Annotated in this window: 17 protein-coding genes and 1 pseudogene; 10 read left to right on the forward strand and 8 right to left on the reverse strand. The window is 50.9% G+C overall.

Going from position 1 to position 20,718, the window contains the following annotated elements:
- Positions 1-4: 4 nt before the first annotated feature.
- Positions 5-1,399, forward strand: a complete 1,395-nt coding sequence (locus ACQUTI_RS03250) for a GntP family permease (RefSeq protein ID WP_196531944.1) — start codon at positions 5-7, stop codon at positions 1,397-1,399.
- Between the two features lie 23 nt (positions 1,400-1,422).
- Positions 1,423-2,193: a 3-hydroxybutyrate dehydrogenase gene (locus tag ACQUTI_RS03255; RefSeq protein WP_122542784.1), complete on the forward strand. Its 771-nt coding sequence runs from the start codon at positions 1,423-1,425 to the stop codon at positions 2,191-2,193.
- 19 nt (positions 2,194-2,212) lie between these two features.
- Here ACQUTI_RS03255 and ACQUTI_RS03260 read toward each other — a convergent pair whose 3' ends face one another.
- Positions 2,213-3,085, reverse strand: coding sequence for a LysR family transcriptional regulator (locus ACQUTI_RS03260; RefSeq protein ID WP_004145376.1), 873 nt, complete (start codon positions 3,083-3,085; stop codon positions 2,213-2,215).
- 106 nt (positions 3,086-3,191) lie between these two features.
- Between ACQUTI_RS03260 and budA the strand changes: the two genes are divergently transcribed.
- From budA to ACQUTI_RS03280, 4 genes are all read left to right on the forward strand, one after another.
- On the forward strand, positions 3,192-3,971 hold the full coding sequence (gene budA, locus ACQUTI_RS03265) for an acetolactate decarboxylase (RefSeq protein WP_002908205.1): 780 nt from the start codon (positions 3,192-3,194) through the stop codon (positions 3,969-3,971).
- A gap of 9 nt (positions 3,972-3,980) precedes the next feature.
- Positions 3,981-5,660 carry an acetolactate synthase AlsS gene (alsS, locus tag ACQUTI_RS03270; protein WP_004202990.1) on the forward strand — a complete coding sequence of 560 codons (1,680 nt, stop codon included), beginning with the start codon at positions 3,981-3,983 and terminating at the stop codon, positions 5,658-5,660.
- 23 nt (positions 5,661-5,683) lie between these two features.
- Positions 5,684-6,454 carry a (S)-acetoin forming diacetyl reductase gene (locus ACQUTI_RS03275; protein WP_004151179.1) on the forward strand — a complete coding sequence of 257 codons (771 nt, stop codon included), beginning with the start codon at positions 5,684-5,686 and terminating at the stop codon, positions 6,452-6,454.
- A gap of 392 nt (positions 6,455-6,846) precedes the next feature.
- Entirely contained in the window at positions 6,847-7,488 is a 642-nt protein-coding gene (locus tag ACQUTI_RS03280) for a hypothetical protein (RefSeq protein WP_122542788.1), read from the forward strand.
- A gap of 128 nt (positions 7,489-7,616) precedes the next feature.
- On the opposite strand, the gene ACQUTI_RS03285 is transcribed toward ACQUTI_RS03280, so the two are convergent.
- The 4 genes from ACQUTI_RS03285 to ACQUTI_RS03300 form a co-directional block, all read right to left on the reverse strand.
- On the reverse strand, positions 7,617-8,153 hold the full coding sequence (locus ACQUTI_RS03285) for a GNAT family N-acetyltransferase (RefSeq protein WP_023318484.1): 537 nt from the start codon (positions 8,151-8,153) through the stop codon (positions 7,617-7,619).
- 75 nt (positions 8,154-8,228) lie between these two features.
- Positions 8,229-11,345, reverse strand: a complete 3,117-nt coding sequence (gene kexD / locus ACQUTI_RS03290; RefSeq protein ID WP_122543653.1) for a multidrug efflux RND transporter permease subunit KexD — start codon at positions 11,343-11,345, stop codon at positions 8,229-8,231.
- A gap of 37 nt (positions 11,346-11,382) precedes the next feature.
- Positions 11,383-12,267 carry an ABC transporter six-transmembrane domain-containing protein gene (locus tag ACQUTI_RS03295; protein ID WP_049093749.1) on the reverse strand — a complete coding sequence of 295 codons (885 nt, stop codon included), beginning with the start codon at positions 12,265-12,267 and terminating at the stop codon, positions 11,383-11,385.
- A gap of 229 nt (positions 12,268-12,496) precedes the next feature.
- The gene (locus ACQUTI_RS03300; RefSeq protein WP_004184323.1) at positions 12,497-12,886 is read right to left on the reverse strand and encodes a transporter; all 390 of its coding nucleotides are present in this window, start codon (positions 12,884-12,886) and stop codon (positions 12,497-12,499) included.
- A gap of 282 nt (positions 12,887-13,168) precedes the next feature.
- On the opposite strand from ACQUTI_RS03300, the gene ACQUTI_RS03305 reads away from it, so the two are divergent.
- Both ACQUTI_RS03305 and ccrB read left to right on the forward strand, forming a co-directional pair.
- Entirely contained in the window at positions 13,169-13,873 is a 705-nt protein-coding gene (locus ACQUTI_RS03305; protein WP_032431070.1) for a response regulator, read from the forward strand.
- On the forward strand, positions 13,870-14,931 hold the full coding sequence (gene ccrB, locus ACQUTI_RS03310) for a HAMP domain-containing histidine kinase CrrB (protein ID WP_043519876.1): 1,062 nt from the start codon (positions 13,870-13,872) through the stop codon (positions 14,929-14,931). The genes ACQUTI_RS03305 and ccrB overlap by 4 nt, the downstream gene beginning before the upstream one ends.
- On the opposite strand, the gene ACQUTI_RS03315 is transcribed toward ccrB, so the two are convergent.
- The 3 genes and pseudogenes from ACQUTI_RS03315 to ACQUTI_RS03325 all read right to left on the reverse strand — a co-directional run bounded on the left by ACQUTI_RS03315 (position 14,928) and on the right by ACQUTI_RS03325 (position 17,678).
- The gene (locus tag ACQUTI_RS03315; RefSeq protein ID WP_043519874.1) at positions 14,928-15,863 is read right to left on the reverse strand and encodes an ATP-grasp fold amidoligase family protein; all 936 of its coding nucleotides are present in this window, start codon (positions 15,861-15,863) and stop codon (positions 14,928-14,930) included. The genes ccrB and ACQUTI_RS03315 overlap by 4 nt on opposite strands.
- Before the next feature lie 236 nt (positions 15,864-16,099).
- Positions 16,100-17,137: pseudogene (locus tag ACQUTI_RS03320) on the reverse strand (S66 family peptidase).
- A 178-nt stretch (positions 17,138-17,315) separates the two neighbouring features.
- Complete coding sequence (locus ACQUTI_RS03325; RefSeq protein WP_023318491.1) at positions 17,316-17,678, reverse strand: TonB family protein; 363 nt, start codon at positions 17,676-17,678, stop codon at positions 17,316-17,318.
- An 811-nt stretch (positions 17,679-18,489) separates the two neighbouring features.
- Between ACQUTI_RS03325 and ACQUTI_RS03330 the strand changes: the two genes are divergently transcribed.
- Positions 18,490-19,206, forward strand: coding sequence for an SDR family oxidoreductase (locus ACQUTI_RS03330; RefSeq protein WP_017899578.1), 717 nt, complete (start codon positions 18,490-18,492; stop codon positions 19,204-19,206).
- A gap of 128 nt (positions 19,207-19,334) precedes the next feature.
- Positions 19,335-20,030: an alpha/beta fold hydrolase gene (locus tag ACQUTI_RS03335; protein ID WP_017899579.1), complete on the forward strand. Its 696-nt coding sequence runs from the start codon at positions 19,335-19,337 to the stop codon at positions 20,028-20,030.
- Positions 20,031-20,718 lie beyond the last annotated feature (688 nt).

The raw sequence follows: 20,718 nt of genomic DNA on the forward strand, positions 1-20,718 counted from the left end.
CGTCGTGATGAGTGTGATAATAGCCCTGGCCGCGCTGGCATTACTGATGCTGGCAGCCTACCGTGGATACAGCGTGATCCTCTTTGCGCCGATCGCCGCCCTCGGCGCGGTGCTACTCACCGACCCGGGCGCGGTCGGCCCGGCCTTTACCGGCCTGTTTATGGAAAAAATGGTCGGCTTTGTGAAGCTCTATTTCCCGGTGTTTCTGCTGGGCGCGGTATTCGGCAAGCTGATTGAGCTGTCGGGATTCTCGCGGTCGATTGTCGCCGCCGCCATCCGCATCCTTGGACGCCGCCATGCGATCCCGGTGATCGTGCTGGTGTGCGCCCTGCTGACCTACGGCGGGGTATCGCTGTTTGTGGTGGCCTTTGCCGTCTACCCTTTCGCCGCCGAGCTGTTTCGCCAGAGCGGGATCCCCAAACGGCTGATCCCAGCCACCGTCGCCCTCGGGGCCTTCTCGTTTACCATGGACGCCCTGCCCGGCACGCCGCAGATCCAGAATATTATTCCCACCAGCTTCTTCGGCACCAACGCCTGGGCGGCCCCGTGGCTGGGGCTTATCGGCTCGCTGTTCATTATCCTCTTCGGTTTGCTGTGGCTGGAGCGCCAGCGCCGCAAAGCGCAGGCCAGCGGCGAAGGCTATGGGACCGACCTGCAAAATGAGCCGGAGACCCCGGATGACATCAACCTGCCGCATCCGCTGATCGCTATCGCCCCGCTGCTGCTGGTGGGGGTGCTGAATCTGCTGTTTACCCACTGGATCCCGCAGTGGTACGGCGCCAGCCATGAGCTCACCCTCCCGGGTCTGGCGAAGCCTGTGGTCACCGAGGTGGGGAAAATCACCGCCATCTGGGCGGTACAGGCGGCGCTGCTCTCCGGCATTGTGCTGGTACTGGTCTGCGGCTACCGCAATATTCGCGGCCGGCTGGCGGAAGGAAGCCGGACGGCGGTGGGCGGGGCTATTCTCGCGGCGATGAACACCGCCTCTGAGTATGGCTTCGGCGCGGTTATCGCCGCCCTGCCGGGTTTCCTGGTGCTGTCGAAAGCCCTCGCGGCTATTCCCAATCCGCTGTTAAACGAGGCGATCAGCGTCACGGTGCTGGCCGGGATCACCGGCTCGGCCTCCGGGGGAATGAGCATTGCCCTGGCGGCGATGTCCGAGACCTTTGTCGCCGCCGCCCACGCCGCCAATATTCCGCTGGAGGTCCTGCACCGCGTCGCCGCCATGGCCAGCGGCGGCATGGATACCCTGCCGCATAACGGGGCGGTGATCACCCTGCTGGCGATCACCGGCCTGAGCCATCGCCAGGCCTACGGCGGCATTTTCGCCATCACGGTGATCAAAAGCCTCGCGGTACTGTTTGTCATTGCCACGTTCTATGTGACCGGCATTGTCTGAGACCCGACTGAAGGAGAAATATGATGAATTTAAACGGTAAAACAGCGCTGGTCACCGGCTCCACCAGCGGCATCGGCTTAGGGATCGCCAAAGTGCTGGCGCAGGCAGGCGCCCAGCTGGTGCTCAATGGCTTCGGCGACAGCAGCTACGCCCGGGCTGAAGTCGCCGCGCTGGGCAAGATCCCCGGCTATCACGACGCCGACCTCCGCGACGTCGGGCAGATCGAGGCGATGATGCGCTATGCCGAAAGCACCTTCGGCGGCGTCGATATCGTGATCAATAACGCCGGCATCCAGCACGTGGCCCCGGTGGAGCAGTTCCCGGTGGACAAATGGAACGACATCATCGCGATCAATCTCTCCAGCGTCTTCCACACCACCCGCCTGGCGCTGCCGGGCATGCGCCAGCGCAACTGGGGGCGCATCATCAACATTGCCTCAGTGCATGGCCTGGTGGCGTCGAAAGAGAAATCGGCCTATGTCGCCGCCAAGCACGCGGTGGTCGGTCTGACCAAAACCGTGGCCCTGGAAACCGCGCGTAGCGGCATCACCTGCAACGCCATCTGCCCCGGCTGGGTGCTGACCCCGCTGGTGCAGCAGCAGATCGATAAGCGCATCGCCGAGGGGGTCGACCCGGAGCAGGCCAGCGCCCAGCTGCTGGCGGAAAAACAGCCTTCCGGGGAGTTTGTCACCCCGCAGCAGCTGGGCGAAATGGCGCTGTTCCTGTGCAGCGACGCCGCCGCCCAGGTGCGCGGCGCGGCGTGGAACATGGACGGCGGCTGGGTGGCGCAGTAAGCCGCAGGCGTCGCGAAGTTCAGAACATCGCCAGAAAGCGTTTCACCGTGCGCGAGCGCTCGAAGCGCCGCCAGGCGATGGCGATATCGGTCTTCAGCGGCGCCCCGCTGAGCGGGTGATAGCTGACGTTCGGCTGCTGGATGCAGGTCATCGACTGCGGGACCAGCGCGAAGCCGAACCCGGCATTGACCATGCTCAGCGACGACGAAATTTGCGACGACTGCCAGGCGCGCTCCATATCGATGCCGGCGCGCAGGCAGCTGTTGTACACCAGCTCATACAGCCCCGGAGCCACTTCCCGCGGGAAGAGGATCGGCGCCACGTCGCGCAGCTGCTCCAGGGCCAGGGTCGGCTGCGTCGCCAGCGGGTTATCGCGCGGCAGCGCGATAACCATCGGCTCCTCATCGATAATCCGCAGATTAAAGGCCTTACTGCTCTCGCACGGCAGACGGACGAAGGCAATATCCAGCTCGGCCTCGCTCAGGGCGGTCATCAGATTGGCCATATTGTCTTCCATCTGGTGCAGGGTCACCCCAGGGTGGTCGAGCTGAAAACGGTGCAGCAGCGTGAAGATTTGCGGGTGGAAAGCATCAGAACTGGTAATGCCTAGCGACAGGCTGCCGTTCATCCCGCGGGCAATGCCCTTGGCCTTCTCCAGCGCCGCATCGCTCATGGCGAGGATCTGACGGGCATCCTCATAGAACGACTCACCGGCCTCGGTGAGCTCCACACCGCGGGTCAAACGCCGAAACAGCGGGGTCCCCACCTCGCGCTCAAGCCGCTGAATTTGCTGACTTAACGGAGGCTGTGAAATACCCAGTTCCTTGGCGGCCTGGGTGAAGTGCCGCGTCCTGGCGACGGCGACAAAATAGCGAAGATAACGAAGTTCCATATCGAAAACGTCTCAAACCAGCATGGTTTCTATATTGGAACTGTGAGCTGAATCGGGTCAACATTTATTTAACCTTTCTTATATTTGTTGAACGAGGAAGTGGTATATGAATCATTCTGCTGAATGCACCTGCGAAGAGAGTCTATGCGAAACCCTGCGGGCGTTTTCCGCACAGCATCCCGAGAGCGTGCTCTATCAGACATCGCTCATGAGCGCCCTGCTGAGCGGGGTTTACGAAGGGAGCACCACTATCGCCGACCTGCTGAAGCACGGCGATTTCGGTCTCGGCACCTTTAATGAGCTGGACGGGGAGCTGATCGCTTTTAGCAGTCAGGTCTATCAGCTGCGGGCCGACGGCAGCGCGCGCAAAGCCCAGCCGGAGCAGAAAACGCCGTTCGCGGTGATGACCTGGTTCCAGCCGCAGTACCGGAAAACCTTCGACCACCCGGTGAGCCGCCAGCAGCTGCACGAGGTGATCGACCAGCAAATTCCCTCTGACAACCTGTTCTGCGCCCTGCGCATCGATGGCCATTTCCGCCATGCCCATACCCGCACCGTGCCTCGCCAGACGCCGCCGTACCGGGCGATGACCGACGTCCTCGACGATCAGCCGGTGTTCCGCTTTAACCAGCGCGAAGGGGTACTGGTCGGCTTCCGTACCCCGCAGCATATGCAGGGGATCAACGTCGCCGGGTATCACGAGCACTTTATTACCGATGACCGCAAAGGCGGCGGTCACCTGCTGGATTACCAGCTCGACCACGGGGTGTTGACCTTCGGCGAAATTCACAAGCTGATGATCGACCTGCCCGCCGACAGCGCGTTCCTGCAGGCCAATCTGCATCCCGATAATCTCGATGCCGCCATCCGTTCCGTAGAAAGTTAAGGGGGTCACATGGACAAACAGTATCCGGTACGCCAGTGGGCGCACGGCGCCGATCTCGTCGTCAGCCAGCTGGAAGCCCAGGGGGTACGTCAGGTGTTCGGCATCCCTGGCGCCAAAATCGACAAGGTATTCGACTCACTGCTGGATTCCTCCATTCGCATTATTCCGGTACGCCACGAAGCCAACGCCGCGTTTATGGCCGCCGCCGTCGGGCGCATTACCGGTAAAGCCGGCGTGGCGCTGGTCACCTCCGGCCCGGGCTGCTCCAACCTGATCACCGGTATGGCCACCGCCAACAGCGAAGGCGACCCGGTGGTGGCCCTGGGCGGCGCGGTGAAACGCGCCGATAAAGCCAAACAGGTCCACCAGAGTATGGATACGGTGGCGATGTTCAGCCCGGTGACGAAATACGCCGTCGAGGTGACCGCGCCGGACGCGCTGGCGGAAGTGGTCTCCAACGCCTTCCGCGCCGCCGAGCAGGGCCGCCCGGGCAGCGCTTTCGTCAGCCTGCCGCAGGATGTGGTCGATGGCCCGGTCAGCGGCAAAGTACTGCCGGCCAGCGGGGCCCCGCAGATGGGCGCCGCGCCGGATGCCGCCATCGACCAGGTGGCGAAGCTTATCGCTCAGGCGAAAAACCCGATCTTCCTGCTCGGCCTGATGGCCAGCCAGCCGGAGAACAGCGCGGCGCTGCGCCGTTTGCTGGAGGCCAGCCATATTCCGGTCACCAGCACCTATCAGGCCGCCGGGGCGGTGAATCAGGATAACTTCTCTCGCTTCGCCGGCCGGGTCGGGCTGTTTAACAACCAGGCCGGGGACCGTCTGCTGCAGCTCGCCGACCTGGTGATCTGCATCGGCTACAGCCCGGTGGAATATGAACCGGCGATGTGGAACAGCGGCAACGCGACGCTGGTGCATATCGACGTCCTGCCCGCCTATGAAGAGCGCAACTACACCCCGGACGTCGAGCTGGTGGGCGATATCGCCGGCACCCTCAACAAGCTGGCGCAAAATATCGATCGCCGGCTGGTGCTCTCCCCGCAGGCGGCGGAGATCCTCCGCGACCGCCAGCACCAGCGCGAACTGCTGGACCGCCGCGGCGCGCAGCTGAATCAGTTTGCTCTGCATCCGCTGCGCATCGTTCGCGCCATGCAGGATATCGTCAACAGCGACGTCACGCTGACCGTGGACATGGGCAGCTTCCATATCTGGATTGCCCGCTACCTGTACAGCTTCCGCGCCCGTCAGGTGATGATCTCCAACGGCCAGCAGACCATGGGCGTCGCCCTGCCCTGGGCCATCGGCGCCTGGCTGGTCAATCCTGAGCGCAAAGTGGTCTCCGTCTCCGGCGACGGCGGCTTCCTGCAGTCGAGCATGGAGCTGGAGACCGCTGTCCGCCTGAAAGCCAACGTGCTGCACCTGATCTGGGTCGATAACGGCTACAACATGGTGGCCATCCAGGAAGAGAAAAAATATCAGCGCCTGTCCGGCGTCGAGTTCGGGCCGATGGATTTTAAAGCCTATGCCGAGTCCTTCGGCGCCAAAGGGTTTGCCGTGGAAAGCGCCGAGGCGCTGGAGCCGACCCTGCGCGCGGCGATGGATGTCGACGGCCCGGCGGTGGTGGCCATTCCGGTGGATTATCGCGATAACCCACTGCTGATGGGCCAGCTGCATCTGAGTCAGATTCTGTAAGTCATCACAATAAGGAAAGGAAAATGAAAAAAGTCGCACTTGTTACCGGCGCCGGCCAGGGGATTGGTAAAGCTATCGCCCTTCGTCTGGTGAAGGATGGATTTGCCGTGGCCATTGCCGATTATAACGACGCCACCGCCAAAGCGGTCGCCTCGGAAATCAACCAGGCCGGCGGCCGCGCCATGGCGGTGAAAGTGGATGTTTCTGACCGCGACCAGGTATTTGCCGCCGTCGAACAGGCGCGCAAAACGCTGGGCGGCTTCGACGTCATCGTCAACAACGCCGGCGTGGCGCCGTCCACGCCGATCGAGTCCATTACCCCGGAGATTGTCGACAAAGTCTACAATATCAACGTCAAAGGGGTGATCTGGGGCATCCAGGCGGCGGTTGAGGCCTTTAAGAAAGAGGGTCACGGCGGGAAAATCATCAACGCCTGTTCTCAGGCCGGCCACGTCGGCAACCCGGAGCTGGCGGTATATAGCTCGAGTAAATTCGCGGTACGCGGCTTAACCCAGACCGCCGCTCGCGACCTCGCGCCGCTGGGCATCACGGTCAACGGCTACTGCCCGGGGATTGTCAAAACGCCGATGTGGGCCGAAATTGACCGCCAGGTGTCAGAAGCCGCCGGTAAACCGCTGGGCTACGGTACCGCCGAGTTCGCCAAACGCATCACCCTCGGTCGGCTATCCGAGCCGGAAGATGTCGCCGCCTGCGTCTCCTATCTTGCCAGCCCGGATTCTGATTACATGACCGGTCAGTCATTGCTGATCGACGGCGGGATGGTATTTAACTAATAAAAAATAAGCTCTGACATGGCTTGCCCCTGCTTTCGCGCAGGGGCTTTTTTTTGGTTTGAGTGTAAGCATCCCGGCGAAACGAAGCATCAATATTTGAGGGCTTCTGGCGTTCCTACTTGCGCTTCTGGCACGACGTGGGCAATCTGACTGGGATGAAGGTCTGATTTGAGCGAGGAGCGGAAGTTCGGGAACGGGATAGCTCCATTGATGACTTTATGCTACGTGTTAAACCACAGGTAATGGAGTTGCTGCCGGAGAAAGTAGTATTCTTTAGACTGAGATCTTTTGAAAGGAACTGTAGTTGCTATAAAATTGAGGAACCAAATTTTTTAGCTTTTAAAAAATAAAATATTATCTCTTTTAGAAATTAGATAAGCAGGAGAAAAGCTATGATATCGATAATAAAGGACCTATTTAGTAACCAAGTGATTTCCGCAGTCATTCTTACTATCATTGGAGCGATTACAAAAAAGTATATTCAGTTTCATCGCAGAGACTTTTTTTCACGCTCATCCTCCGAGCAGATAAAAGCAGTCGAATGGCTTAGAACCTCTTCTGTACCCATCTCCGATCCGTTAGCAAAGGCGGAACAGCAGTTCCGCCTACAGTCGTTCGGACTGCATAGAGATTGGCATTTATCTTATAAAATCATATGCTTAAGTTCCGATTATGCACAGTCGTTGATTCCGTCCCTGAAGGCAGTCTTGCGTTATCAGGGCATGTACACAATTACTAACGGGAATATATACCCTCATAAATTCCATAAGCGGATAATACCTTTTGTGTTAATATCTTTGCTATTATATATCGGTGCTGAGATATACAGAGGTTCTTCACAGAGTGATGGTATAGAGATTTTGAAATCTCTATACGTCGTTATTGTGGCTTTTATAGTATGGTGTTGGGTCGCTGCTTGTGCTCTGAGAGTATCAAGCATCAGTAAAAAGCTCAATGCCTATATCCCACCCGCAAACGATTTTAAATCCAAGACATACGATTTCAGTTCAATACTCAATAATAGATATCCCTAGCCTGGCTGATCTGCTTCCCGTAAATACTGATACCTGGCAGTAAGCGAGATCCGCTTCTGGCACGGCGCGAACTGTTAACTGAGCCAAAGGTCCGCCATGAGCGAGGAGCGGACATTTTTCTTCGTCCTCTACTTCATCCATTCTTTATGCAGTAACGCATAGATGTATGTGTCGTCATACCTTGCTTTACCCTCCTCGTTTTCAAAGGAGACAAATTCTTTAAAACATCCTTCACGTCGCATAAGTAGTCGCTCGCATAATTTTTGAGAGGAGTAATTATAATCTTCCACCCAGGCATACAAACGTCTGGCGCCTTTTACTTTAAATAAATAATCAAACAGTGCAGCAACTGACTCGCTTGCATATCCCTGATGTTCAAAACGTTGATTAAAATGCCAGCCTACTGACCAGGTATTGCTGTCTGGCTCGTTGCTATTGTCCGCAAAAAGATGTCCGATTAACGTATCGGTTTCATTTAGACAAACGGCAAACTGTGTTGGGTCAGAGGCTCGTTTAGCCACGTCGACCTCTGCCTCAGCGAGTGAATGTAACTTTTCATCCTTAAAGCAAGGAGTACGTGGTGAAGAGAGGTAATCGAAAAGAGCTGCCGCATCCTCTTCCTTAAAATGGCGAATGATTAATCTTTGAGTGGTAATGATGGTCATAATGTCCTTGATAATGTAATGCCAGCCAGTTCAGCAAGAAGTCTGCTTTAAACTGGCCGGAACACAGGGCAGAGATTAGCCGTTCCGGCTATTCCCCAGTCTGTATTTTCGCATGCCTGTAAATCGTGTGATCGTCACGAAAAATACCGGAACAAAGAAAATGGCTAGTAGCGTTCCGCTAATCATCCCGCCGAATACACCGGTACCAATCGCATGCTGCGTGCTGTCGCTGGCTCCACTGGCAAGCATCAGCGGAACAACACCTAATGTGAAAGCCAGAGAAGTCATCAGAATTGGCCGTAAGCGTAGCTTTGCAGCCGTCAATGTCGCGTCAATAAGGCTCTTTCCTTCTTTCATCAATTGTCTCGCGAACTCGATAATCAGAATCGCATTCTTGGCGGAAAGTCCAATCAGGGTTATCAGACCCACTTTGAAAAAGACGTCATTCGTCATATTTGTAACGGATACGGCCAGCACAGCGCCGAGCAGCCCCAGAGGAACAACGAGCATGACCGCGAAGGGAATGGACCAGCTTTCGTAAAGAGCAGCCAGCACCATGAATACCACCAGTACCGAGATCACAATAAGACCCGGAAGCTGTGATGCAGACTCTTTTTCCTGTAACGAACTTCCCGCCCACTCACCGGCGAACCCCGGTGGTAAGTGCTCAGCCAGATTGTCCATTGCCGCCATTGCGGTACCTGACGATTTTCCCTGTGCGGAACTCCCGGTTATGCGTATGGCAGGATATCCCTGATAGCGTATCAGTTGCTGCGGTGCTACATTCCACGAAAGCGTCACAAAAGTGGATAACGGAAGCATCTGCCCCAGACGGTTTTTGACAGACAAAGCCAAAAGTTGTTCAGGCTGCATCCGGTATGGCGCATCCGCCTGGACGATAACCTGCTGAACCCGACCATTATTGGTATAGTCATTAACATAATTGGAACCTGCTGCAACGGAGATGGTTTGATTTATTTCATCAAACGAAACCCCCATGGCCTCCGCTTTTTCCCTGTCGATATGCAGGTCAAGGCTTGTTCCCTCACCAAGCCCATCAATATAGACATCGGCAAGTTGAGAATTATGATTTGCCTGCACAATAAGTTCATCGGCCGCCTTCTTGAGTGCCTGATATCCTTTCCCGCCTCTGTCCTGTAAATAGTAAGTGAACCCGGATGAGGTTCCCATATCAGAAATGGCCGGAGGCAGCAGACTCATCGTCACCGCGTCCGGCACGCTTCCCATGCGTGACTGAATAGCGTCGGCTTCCTCCTGTGCCGTGGTTCCTTTGCGTTGCTTCCAGTCCTTGAGGGTGGTAAATGCCATGGCCGAGTTTTGACCTGAACCTGAGAAACCAAATCCCAGGATCATAATGTTACTTTCTACCGCCTGCCGATGGGCGATCTCCTCTTCAAATGTATCGACGACCTTAAGCGTCCGCTGCATCGTGGCATCAGAAGGAAGCTGGATTGAGGACATAAAATAACCCTGATCTTCATCGGGTAAAAATGATGATGGTAAGGTGGACAGCCCGGCAAACAATGCCAAACATAATGCAGCGTAGATCATCATCATACGGCCGGTACGCTTCAGTACAAATCCCAGACCAGTGGCGTAAAACGAAGTCAGGCGATGAAAGTGAGCGTTAAACCACGCTGAAAATACGCTGCTTTTACCCTGATGAATACCATGTGGTTTGAGCAGGGTTGCACAAAGCGCAGGCGTTAACGTCAGCGCCAGGAATGCCGACAGTAAAATGGATATCGCCATCGAAATGCTGAACTGTCGATAAATAATACCCACAGAACCGCTGGCAAAGGCCATTGGTATAAACACCGCAGTGAGCACCAGCGTAATACCAATGATTGCCGGCGTAATTTCACGCATCGCTTCTCGCGTTGCATCCTGTGGAGACATTTTTTTGTCTTCCATCAGTCGTTCGACGTTCTCCACCACAACAATAGCATCGTCAACAATAATCCCGATGGCCAGTATCATTCCAAACATGGTTAAAATATTGATGGAATAACCGCTTAATAGCATTACGGTAAATGTGCCGAGCAGCGCCACGGGTGCCACAATCGCAGGAATAAGCGTACAGCGTATCTTGTGAAGGAAAAGCAGCATCACGAAAAAGACCAGAACCATGGCTTCAACAAATGTCTCAACTACCTTCAATATCGATAGCTTTACAAATGGAGCCGTATCGAAAGGCACGGTGAATGTCATTCCCTCGGGAAGCACACCGGACAGTTCTGTTAACCGCGCGCGGATACCCGACGCAGTACTAATCGCATTTGCGCCAGGAGACAACTGAATGGCGGCTGCCGTTGCAGGCACGCCATTTTCACGGATGCCAAATGCGTAACTTTGCAACCCGGATTCCACGCGGGCAACGTCTGCCAGTGTCACCCGGGCGGCTGAGATCTGTGATTTAATCGTGATATTGCGAAATTCTTCAACCGAAGAGAGCTGCCCTTTTACCGTTATTGGATAGGTCACCTCTTGGCTGCTCGTCGCGGGTTCATCTCCGGTTCTGCCCGGTGAAACAATCACGTTTTGTTGACTGATGGCGCTTAATACATCCGTAACAGAGAGCCCATAGCTGTGTAATTTCATCGGATCCAGCCATATGCGGAGTGCCTTTTCTCCGCCAAAAAGCTGGACTTTACCTACACCGGGTACGCGACGGAGTTCATCAGTAACATTCCTTGCAAAATAATCGCTTAAGTCAGCTTCCTGATAGTCTCCGTTTGGCGATTTTAACCCCACCATCATTAAAAAACCGGAATTAGCTGCCTCAACATTTATCCCATTCTGTCTTACCGACTGCGGCAGGCGAGATTCCACAATTTTAATTTTGTTTTGCAGATCCATCTGGGCGAGTTTGATGTCGGTGCCGGGTTTGAAAGTTACCGTAATTGACGCCATCCCTGTCGTGTCACTGGAAGATTCAAAATAGAGTAAATTGTCAACACTCGCAATTTCACGCTCGATCAGAGACACGACGGATGTGTTCATCACTTCCGGGCTGGCTCCAGGGTAACTCACTGAAATGATAATACCGGGTGGCGCAACTTCAGGGTATTGCGCAACCGGTAAACGAGGTATGGACAACAGTCCCGTCAGAACAATAAACAGGGCAATAACCCATGCGAAGATGGGGCGCTCAATGAAAAAGTGCGGCATCAGGTGTACTTCCAGTCAACATACAAAGGGTAAAAGTTCAGCATGGTTTTCCTGATAAAGAGGTCTCATCGTCAGTCGAAACCCGTTTACCGATATCCCTGAGCTGGGAAAATTTCTCAAGAAGTTGTGGTGCGTCATCCAGGCTTGTTGCAAACATCCACATATAGGTCATGACGGAATAAATATGTCCGGCATTAATTCCGGATTCCATGCTCATCCTGATAATGGTCATGGAAAAGAGAGCAGAAACCAGAAGGCCTATTGATAAATATCCCCATGCCTCTCTGTCGGATAACACCACGCGCAGACGGGCAAGTGTGTCATAATGTCGCTTAAGAGCACCAAAAGACGCCTTATTAACATAATCGACCTCTTTCTCAAGGCGATTATTCAGCCGTCTGTAGAATGACTCATTTTTGCTGGCATAGCTTGAGACAAAACACATCAGTATTGCCACGATGATCAAACAGGCTATACCTGTCCAGAATTCAATCCATAACAGCATAATTGCTGCGCCGAAAAGGGAAATGATCGAGGTGATCAATACGGGCAGGTGCAACTCGAAGAAATCTACAAATTCACGGGACAGAGTGACTCTCGCAGCAATAGTCGAGTGATTAAGTGAATATTTTCGCTGGGATAATACTACAGTCACAGCAAGACTTGCGTAGATACGTGCAAACGTTCGCGTATCGACACTACGTCTGGCGGCTCCCATGCACCACATGAACAGAACCATCAGGCCATAAAGGGCCGCATGTGACGTCTGTCCGCCCAGTATGGCATTTATCGCCATGCCCGCCAGAACGGGGTAGAGCAGGAATGCAACGTTTTCAGCAATAACCAGCATGAAAGTAATGCACAATTTCTTTCTGTGCCGCCAGGCAAGTCTCTTAAGTGAGATAGCAACCCCGGGGGCCATAGGTTTGTCGTCGCCTTTATAAATCATGATAAATTATATTAAACATCTGGGTGTAAAGGGTTCTGCAGTTGGTTTATTATGTCAGCTAAGTGAAACGAGACAGCAGAACAGAGCAGTCATAAATCCATGTGCTAAGTGTAACGTGATGATGTCAATCGTGAATGGATGTTTTATGGAGGATATGTGTACTCACTCCTGAGGTTATGTATCATATTGACATTGCATAATATCAAACCATTCTTATACATAAACATAAAGGTAGTCCGCAAAAGAAAACCATTAAAAAAAATTCATAATAAAAAACAAAATCATAGATATCTGGAAAAGTATTCAAAAGCAGATGTAATACAATGATGGTGTGTATAAACAGTAAAACCAGACCGAATGTTATTGCAATGAAGTTTTTAAAAACTCCAGGTTTTTTCTGAATAATAAATGATAATGCTGTAATGATTATCAAAACACGAATCAGTAAAGATGAGGGTAATGTGGATTCTACTTTTTCATTAATTGAATGCACAAGGTAAAGCCAGGTAGATAGCAACCCATATGAAACGATGCAAAATAAAAGTGAGGCCATCAAATTCTCGCGCCGGAAAAAACATTTAGTCAGCACCATAAAACTCCTTAGACAAAGTACATATTGCATGCACCACTTAACCTGGTTGTAGATTATCACTTAGCGATGTTGATTAATTATTTATAAAATGTGTAGTGAATATGGAGAGTGAGTCTGGTAAAATTTTAAGAAAATTTCTTGATGAACTTTTCCAAAAAATACCTGTCAAAAGACATCAAATTGATAATTAATGCTTGTAATTGAGTTAAAGAGCTTTAAGCATGACGATAAAAGTGCTTTCAGGGTAAAATGCATGTTGTCATCAGCACTGTGGAAGAAAATATGAACAACAACAATCTGATTATCGTCGCAGAAGACGATGATGACATCGCTGCCATACTGACAGGCTATTTACGTAAGGCAGGTATGAAAACCTTAAGAGCCGAAGACGGTGAGCAGGCAATCAATCTTACCCGTCTGAACAAGCCTGATCTCCTGCTATTGGACATCCACCTGCCCGTGTACGATGGCTGGAATGTTCTCACCACGTTAAGAAAGGAAACGAATGTACCGGTCATCATGGTGACAGCACTGGATCAAGACGTTGATAAACTGATGGGGCTACGGCTCGGGGCTGACGACTATGTGATAAAACCCTTCAATCCATCTGAGGTTATTGCCAGGGTTGAAGCAGTGCTTCGCAGAACCAGACCGGTTGCAGAGTCTACACATTCACGGCCTTTAAGAACGCCTTTTTTAACGATTTATCCTGATGAATTTTACGTTGAAATCACTGCGCAAGGTGAGGTTTCCACGCCAGTATTAACCACCACTGAGTTTAAACTTTTAACCTATCTGGCGAGAAACCCGAGAAAAGTCTGTTCACGTGAAGAGTTACTCGATGCGTGTTTACCTGAGGGAGACTCGCTGGATCGTACTGTAGACAGTCATATGAGTAAACTTCGGAAAAAGCTTGAACATGCCGGATTGAGGGGCATTCCGGAAAGCATCCGAGGATTAGGCTACCGGTTGGGTGACAAAAAATGAACAAAGAAACAATTCTGAGCCGTCAGATTTTGACATATATGTTGTTGTTAACGTTTGTTATTATTGCCATTGCAATACTCGGTTCCTACTTATTTTATAGTTTCCTGATTTATTACCTGCCGGGTGGAATGAACGAAGGTAGTGAAGATGCTATGACATTCCTTGACTGGATGTGGATTCTGATGGCGTCCATTACCAGTCTGGTCGTTGCACTTTTCTTTACCGTAAAGCTGTCTGCAAGAATATTCAACCCACTGAATGACGTTGCATACAGCCTGAAACAAATCTCTCGGGGGAACCTTAGTGCCAGAGCATTTAACAGCAGTTCTAAGTTGGGAGAGATGAATAGGCTCGTCAATGACTTTAATGAGATGGCTGAAAAGTTACAGACGCTGGATGCGCAGCGAAATTTATGGAATGCTGCAATTGCTCATGAACTCCGGACGCCGGTGACTATCTTACGTGGGAGGCTTCAGGGACTGGTTGACGGCGTTTTCGAACCAGAACCGTCGTTATTCAGAAACCTTCTTAAACAAACTGAAGGTCTGACCAACTTAATTGAGGATCTCCGCGTCGTGAGTTCGTCAGGAGGAGCAGGATACTCCTTGATGCTGAGTGAAGTCGATCTCAAGGCCACGATTTCAAATGCGCTTGATACCTTTTGGCCGGACTTTGATAAAAAGCATTTCAAAATTGTCACTGAGATTAACCATCAGTATTGCGTTTGCGATCCCTTACGCATTATTCAGTGCCTCACCGTTCTTTTTGATAATGCCTTGAAATATTCCACATCACAAACGCTCTTAATAAAAAATGGTATTACAGGAAACGATAATTTTATTATCGTTCAGGACAAAGGACCTGGAATTCCTGAAGAATTCCAGAAGTCCTTATTCCAGCCTTTTCAGCGAGGAGAATACGCCAAAAATATTAATCCAGAGGGCTGTGGTTTAGGGTTGTCGGTAGTTAAAGCCATTATGTGCGCCCACGGCGGAGACGTTAGCTATAGTTTAACACCAGAAAATGGCTCACTTTTCAAACTCTCATGGCCTGTTTAAGGGCATGAATACACAGGCTCGATCGAACCTGTTTTAGCAACAGACAGATCCCACATACTGCCGAGTTTTGCGTCCCAAATTGATGGGGTGATTTTAAGTTTGCCTCTTTTGGGACTTAATGTTATTTCGCTGAAATAGATATCATCTCCTTTTAGCATAAGATCGACGCGGCAGTAGTCTATTTCTTTTGCTAAGTCCTGGGCGGCAATAACGGATTTATGAAATGATTCGGGTTCATCAACCGGCAATGGCGTGTTTGGGTACTCCATCTGAAAGGGTTGTAAATTCCACGCTCTGTCATAAACGTTAATGAATTCGTTTCCATCGCTGTCAGTAAAGTCGGCCTCGATAAAACATGCCACACCGTGAAAGCAATGTATTCTTATCATTTCCGGAGTTATATTTCGGTGTTTACTGGAAAATAGATCCAGATACATTTCGCATAGGATCACGGGTGGTATGTTTTTATACTGCCATTCTCTGGTCGTATAATACATATTCTTTTTAAGAGATAGTTTTAATTTGCTTTTAACCTTAGCGGGATCAATATTCGTTTTATCCGTGCATATGACCGCACTACCACTATCATGATTGCATTTCAAAACAAATTTTGAGGGAAGTTTGTCGAAATCAATATCATCAACTCTGTTATAAACACCTACTAAAGGAATAAGCTTAATTAAATTAGTCCGTTTCTCAACATACTGCCTGACCAGAAGTTTATCAGCAAGCAATGTATAAAATGGGTTGTGGATAAATAAAATGCGATGGCAAATTTTCTCATTAAGCGTTACAGGGTTGAGTAAATCCGGATATGTGCCAGATATTTCTCTTAACCTGTCTGCATGAAATGAAATGTCATTAGTCAAAATTGTTCTGCATTTTCTCAACAAATATTCAATGTATTTGATTTGATAGTTTATTTTGTTCATAACACCTCCGGTTCAGAAAGGAAATTCTGACAGAGGTTTGTTGATTTATTTTTTGCAAATTATGGAGAGTATATGGACCGACATGCTTCTTTATTAACAGAAATTAATCCGGACCATTGTCCGCGCCTTGCACGAATCGGAAAAGTTAACTGCACTGAAGATCCGCTCTGAACGAAGAGCGGATCTTCAGTGCAAAAGAACAGCAAGGCCCGCCTTTATTATTAATAATGCCTTATCTACAACTGCTGAGTTACCCAGCTACCATTTTCAGCGAAAAATACCGTCGCATCGGCTCCATTGACCAGGGATATTTGAGGAGGTATGTGGCCAATATCAACATCATACAGTACGGGCACGGCAATATTCTCAAAAGCGGCTTTAAGGGCATCCAGATAATTATGTTTAGTCGGGTCGCTTACGTCGGGTGCAGCACTTCTGCCGATAAGAACACCATTTAAGTTATCAAACCAACCCTGTAATCGTAAGCTAAATAATGCGCGTGTTAATTCACAGGGAGCCATTTCCACATTTTCAAAATAGAGGGTTATTCCTTGAGGGCTATTGCTCGCCTTGAACAAGGGCACATTCCCGAATGGTGTACCTGCTAACCTGGATATTATTTCGAGGCAGCCGCCGATCAGTTTCCCGCTAAATGTCAGAGAAGATGTAACACCATCAAGGCGTTTCCACTGTGTTTTTTGGGTCAGATTGAAACCTCCGTCTGACGCTGTTCCCCATTGATTTTCATCCGCTTGAAATGCTGTTGAAGAGTACTGTTTGATTACAGTTCCCCGATTCGATTCCAGAATTTCCCATACGGCCTGAGTGGTGGCATCTAACTTTTGAGCGCCAAGATCCATGAGGTTCGGCCCATGCAAAGTAGCCCAGCCCGATATCGTCGTCAGTGGGAAATGAAGTGTACTAAGATCTGAAAAGCCCACAAACCATTTTGGTTTAGACCAGGACAACAGATCAAAATCAATCAAATCAAGTAATTCCATCGCCAGATCACCGCCCCAAGGTGGCATAACAGCTTTTATATCTGGGTCAGTAAGATAAGACATTAATTCTTCAACGCGAGAAAATTTAGTGGCGCTTTTATTTTTGTGCTGCGAGCGTAAGCAGCGTCCTTCGCGGACCTAGTAACCTCTTTTCTTTAGGTTTTTTATGGCGAGTTCCAGTCTGGGATGCAGATGTTCAGGTACGCCAGAAGAGGGAGCGGTTACACCAATAACATCTCCTGGAGCCAGCCTGGGTGGAAAGAGGACACTCATGGATAAATCCTTTTCAGAACATATAGAATTCCATAATCCATAATTAAAGCCAGGATGTAAAATTAACAGGCGAACACTCCGCTTGTTTTTTCTATGAGCCTTTAAAAGGTCTGCTCATGGCACCCAAGGGACTTTACCGGCGTAGATGATGCGTCAGGCAACTAATCCTCAAAAGTGCTTACTGCTTATTCGCGGGACCGCCGGCTGATTTGGGTTGGATCATGACGACTACTCTTTTAGCTATTCCCGGTTTCCCCTTTTCAAAGCGCCATTTACTCATCATTTTCTCGATGATTTTATGTTCAAACTCCGGAGTCGTTGTCGATTCCAGTATCTTAACATTCTGAACTCTGCCATCTGAATCAACATCATACTGAATCCGCAGAGCATTCGGCAGGAGGTTTCCGTTCTTATCATGAGTGGTAATTGCTGTGTTTGCAGAGGAAATGCTGCCTGAAGGTGTGCTGGCGCTGGCCGGTATACCGGCGCAGAGTGCCAGGAACAATGGCAGAATCAGGGTGAATAGTCTGATAGCTTGCATAAATCGTCCGAATTCCAAAATTAACCATGAATCTTCACGTTACCAACGGCGCGAGTGACAGGCTACCAGATGAAATGATCAGTGAATACCGCGTCTTCAGCGGCAATCCCTTTGACCTCCTTACCAGGCGCTTCGTACCACATCCATTCCCGGGGTCGTTTCGCTATCAGGACTAGTGGGAGCTGAGCGACTAAATCAACGATTCCTTTGCCAGCTGTCAGCTACGCTGTCCGGCTCGTCAGGGAACATGACCCGGCTAACACCCACATATGATGAGCATTGATTCGCGTCCCGCGCCGAAGACGTTCAGCTAATTCTTTTTAACTTCGATGCTCGGGATCTGCAGCGCTTGCAACGTTAAGGGAGTGATCTTCGGGGCCTAAGCGGCAGCTTGCTGCTGATGCTAAGGGGAGATTCTTCAGTCATTCCTGCGACACCTGGGAGCTTAACACGGAAGCGGCTGAGCATAGCGCCAGAAGGGAGAATCCCGGATAGCGATGCGTGACGCCTTATCCCGGCTACGCTGTTGGGCCGCTCTTGTGCCGTATTTTTGCCGGTTGGCGGCTGCGCCTTACCCGGCCTACAAAAACTCGCTAACTGACTGGCTTACGCCGCGTTGAGTGGTACCTGGGCATGTCAGCGCTTTCCGCTCCTGGCATAGAGCGGACAAACCAGCTGAGCCAAAGGTCCGCCATCAGCGAGGAGCGGAAGTTGGTCATTATTCTGCTAGTCTGATAGACGGTGAACACAAAAATGGGATTTCAGTAATCATCTGATTCGCATCCCTCCTAATGAGACAGAGGATTCTACTATGGAACCTTATCGTACTTTTCTTATTACTGGCGCAACCAGAGGGATAGGAAGAGCGCTCAGTGACAAATTATCAGGACAGGGTCACCTTGTTGTGGGTATTGCCCGTCATGTTGATGCCGGCTTTCCGGGGGTTTTATATACGGCCGACCTGAGTAGTGCTGATGAAACTCGCGTAGTTTTATTAAAAATTACCGAAAATCATGAAATTCACGGCATCGTAAATAATGTAGGTGTGGCCTTACCTCAACAATTGGGAAACATTGATATTCAAACGTTCCTGAATGTTATGGATATCAATGTACGGGTGGCAGTTCAGATAACACAAGCGCTGGTTAGCAACATGAAGAGCAGAGGCTGGGGAAGAATTGTGAATGTATGTAGCCGTGCTATTTTCGGTGCGACTGACAGAACAGCTTACGCAGCGGCCAAAAGTGCTCTGGTAGGTTGTACACGAACCTGGGCCTTAGAGCTTGCTCAATTCGGGATCACCGCAAACGCGATTGCTCCCGGGCCAATAGAGACAGAGCTTTTTCATAGAACACGACCTGTTGGAAGTGAAGCAGAACAACGCATTTTATCGACAATACCTATGGGCAGACTTGGTTCTCCTGCTGAAGTGGCTTCAGCAATAGCCTTTCTTTTATCATCAGACGCGAGTTTTATTACTGGCGTAGTACTGCCTGTTGATGGTGGAGGAAGCCTGGGAGGACGTTAGAAACGTTAAGGGACTCTGTGGAAATAGACAGCGCCTATCCAGGGCTGGGATTTGATATTGTCGCAGTTAATAAGATATTTTTGACCTGTCAAACCCAATAAATACACTGATACATTTAAGCGAGACATATGAGTTTAAAGCCGCGTAAAATCGTTTTAATTCCCGGGTTTATGCTGAATGAAATGCTGTGGCATGAATTTGAAAGATACCTGCCGTCAAACTGTATTGTTCATCATGCATCTGTAACTGAAGGACGAACCATTCATGATGTAGTGCAGCATCTGATTACTTTTCTGCCTGAGAAGTTTTCTTTGATAGGTTTTTCGATGGGAGGGTATATTGCCCGACAACTGGCAGCAGAATTCCCTGAACGTGTAGAGTCCTTAGTGCTTATTGCCAGTTCCTTACGGGAAGATACGCCGTTAGAGGCTGAAGCAAAGCGGAAAAATGTGCAGTCATTGTCCCCCACAACGTTTAAGGGGCTGAGCAGCTATGCTATTGCCCGGTCACTCCACCCTCTCAACACATCAAATCAGGATATGATTTCAGCTATCCAGAAAATGGGATACTCTCTGGGATTTGAAGCCTTCATCACGCAATCATCCTTATCCAGACAAGGTATACCTTCTGCAACAATATGCTGTCCAACATTGGTTATAGCCAGTGAAGATGATGCCATCCGTTCGATGAAGGAGGCAAAAGAGTTGGTCGAAGCCATACCTTCTGCGTCGTTAAGAATTATTCGGGATTGCGGCCATATGATTCCGCTCGAACAGCCCAGGGAGTTGGCAAGAACTATTGTTGAATGGCTCCCGGCTACGTAAATTATTGGGCGTTTATCCGGCAAATATCCTGACTGACTTCATCAGGGTATGGTCTGTTCCTGGTCACCAGCAAACATGAAGTTCTGCAATAGCAACACGGAAGCGGCTGAGCATAGCGACAGCAGAGAAAATCCCGGATGGCGGCGTATGGCACCTTATCCCGGCTACGCTGTTGGGCCGCTCTTGTGCCGTATTTTTGCCGGGTGACAGCTACACCTTACCCTGCCCACGATTTGGCGCTCTATTCGCGCCCTTCGTAGGCCCGCGCAAGCGTAGCGCCGCCGGACAAGGACAGCGGGCACGGAGCCGATTTTGTGCCGGGTGGCGGCTACGCCTTACCCGGCCTACAGTTCGTGCGACCTGTCGTTAATTTATTCACCCGCCTTGCTGAAACTGCCGGTGCTGGCGGCCTCAAAATCGCTGAGACGTTCCCGGAAGGCCGGGGCAGCCCGCATGGATGCGGGCTGAGGGCCGTGTTTTGCACGGACGCTGCCTCGGCCCGACCCGAAGCCTGCAGGGATAAGTCGAAGGGACCACGCAGTGGCGATTTTGCTGGCCGGAGCCCGGGGGTACAGGGAGCGGCGGCGACTGGCCGCCCCCTGTGCGCTCCCTGCGCCATGCCAGGCATAACGCAGACGATTAACCTGGAGCGCAAACTACGCTGAAGTCACGCGTGATAAACGCTTTG

It is taken from the genome of Klebsiella sp. 7-CIP_Kleb., assembly GCF_050378655.1.
Classification (GTDB): domain Bacteria; phylum Pseudomonadota; class Gammaproteobacteria; order Enterobacterales; family Enterobacteriaceae; genus Klebsiella; species Klebsiella quasipneumoniae.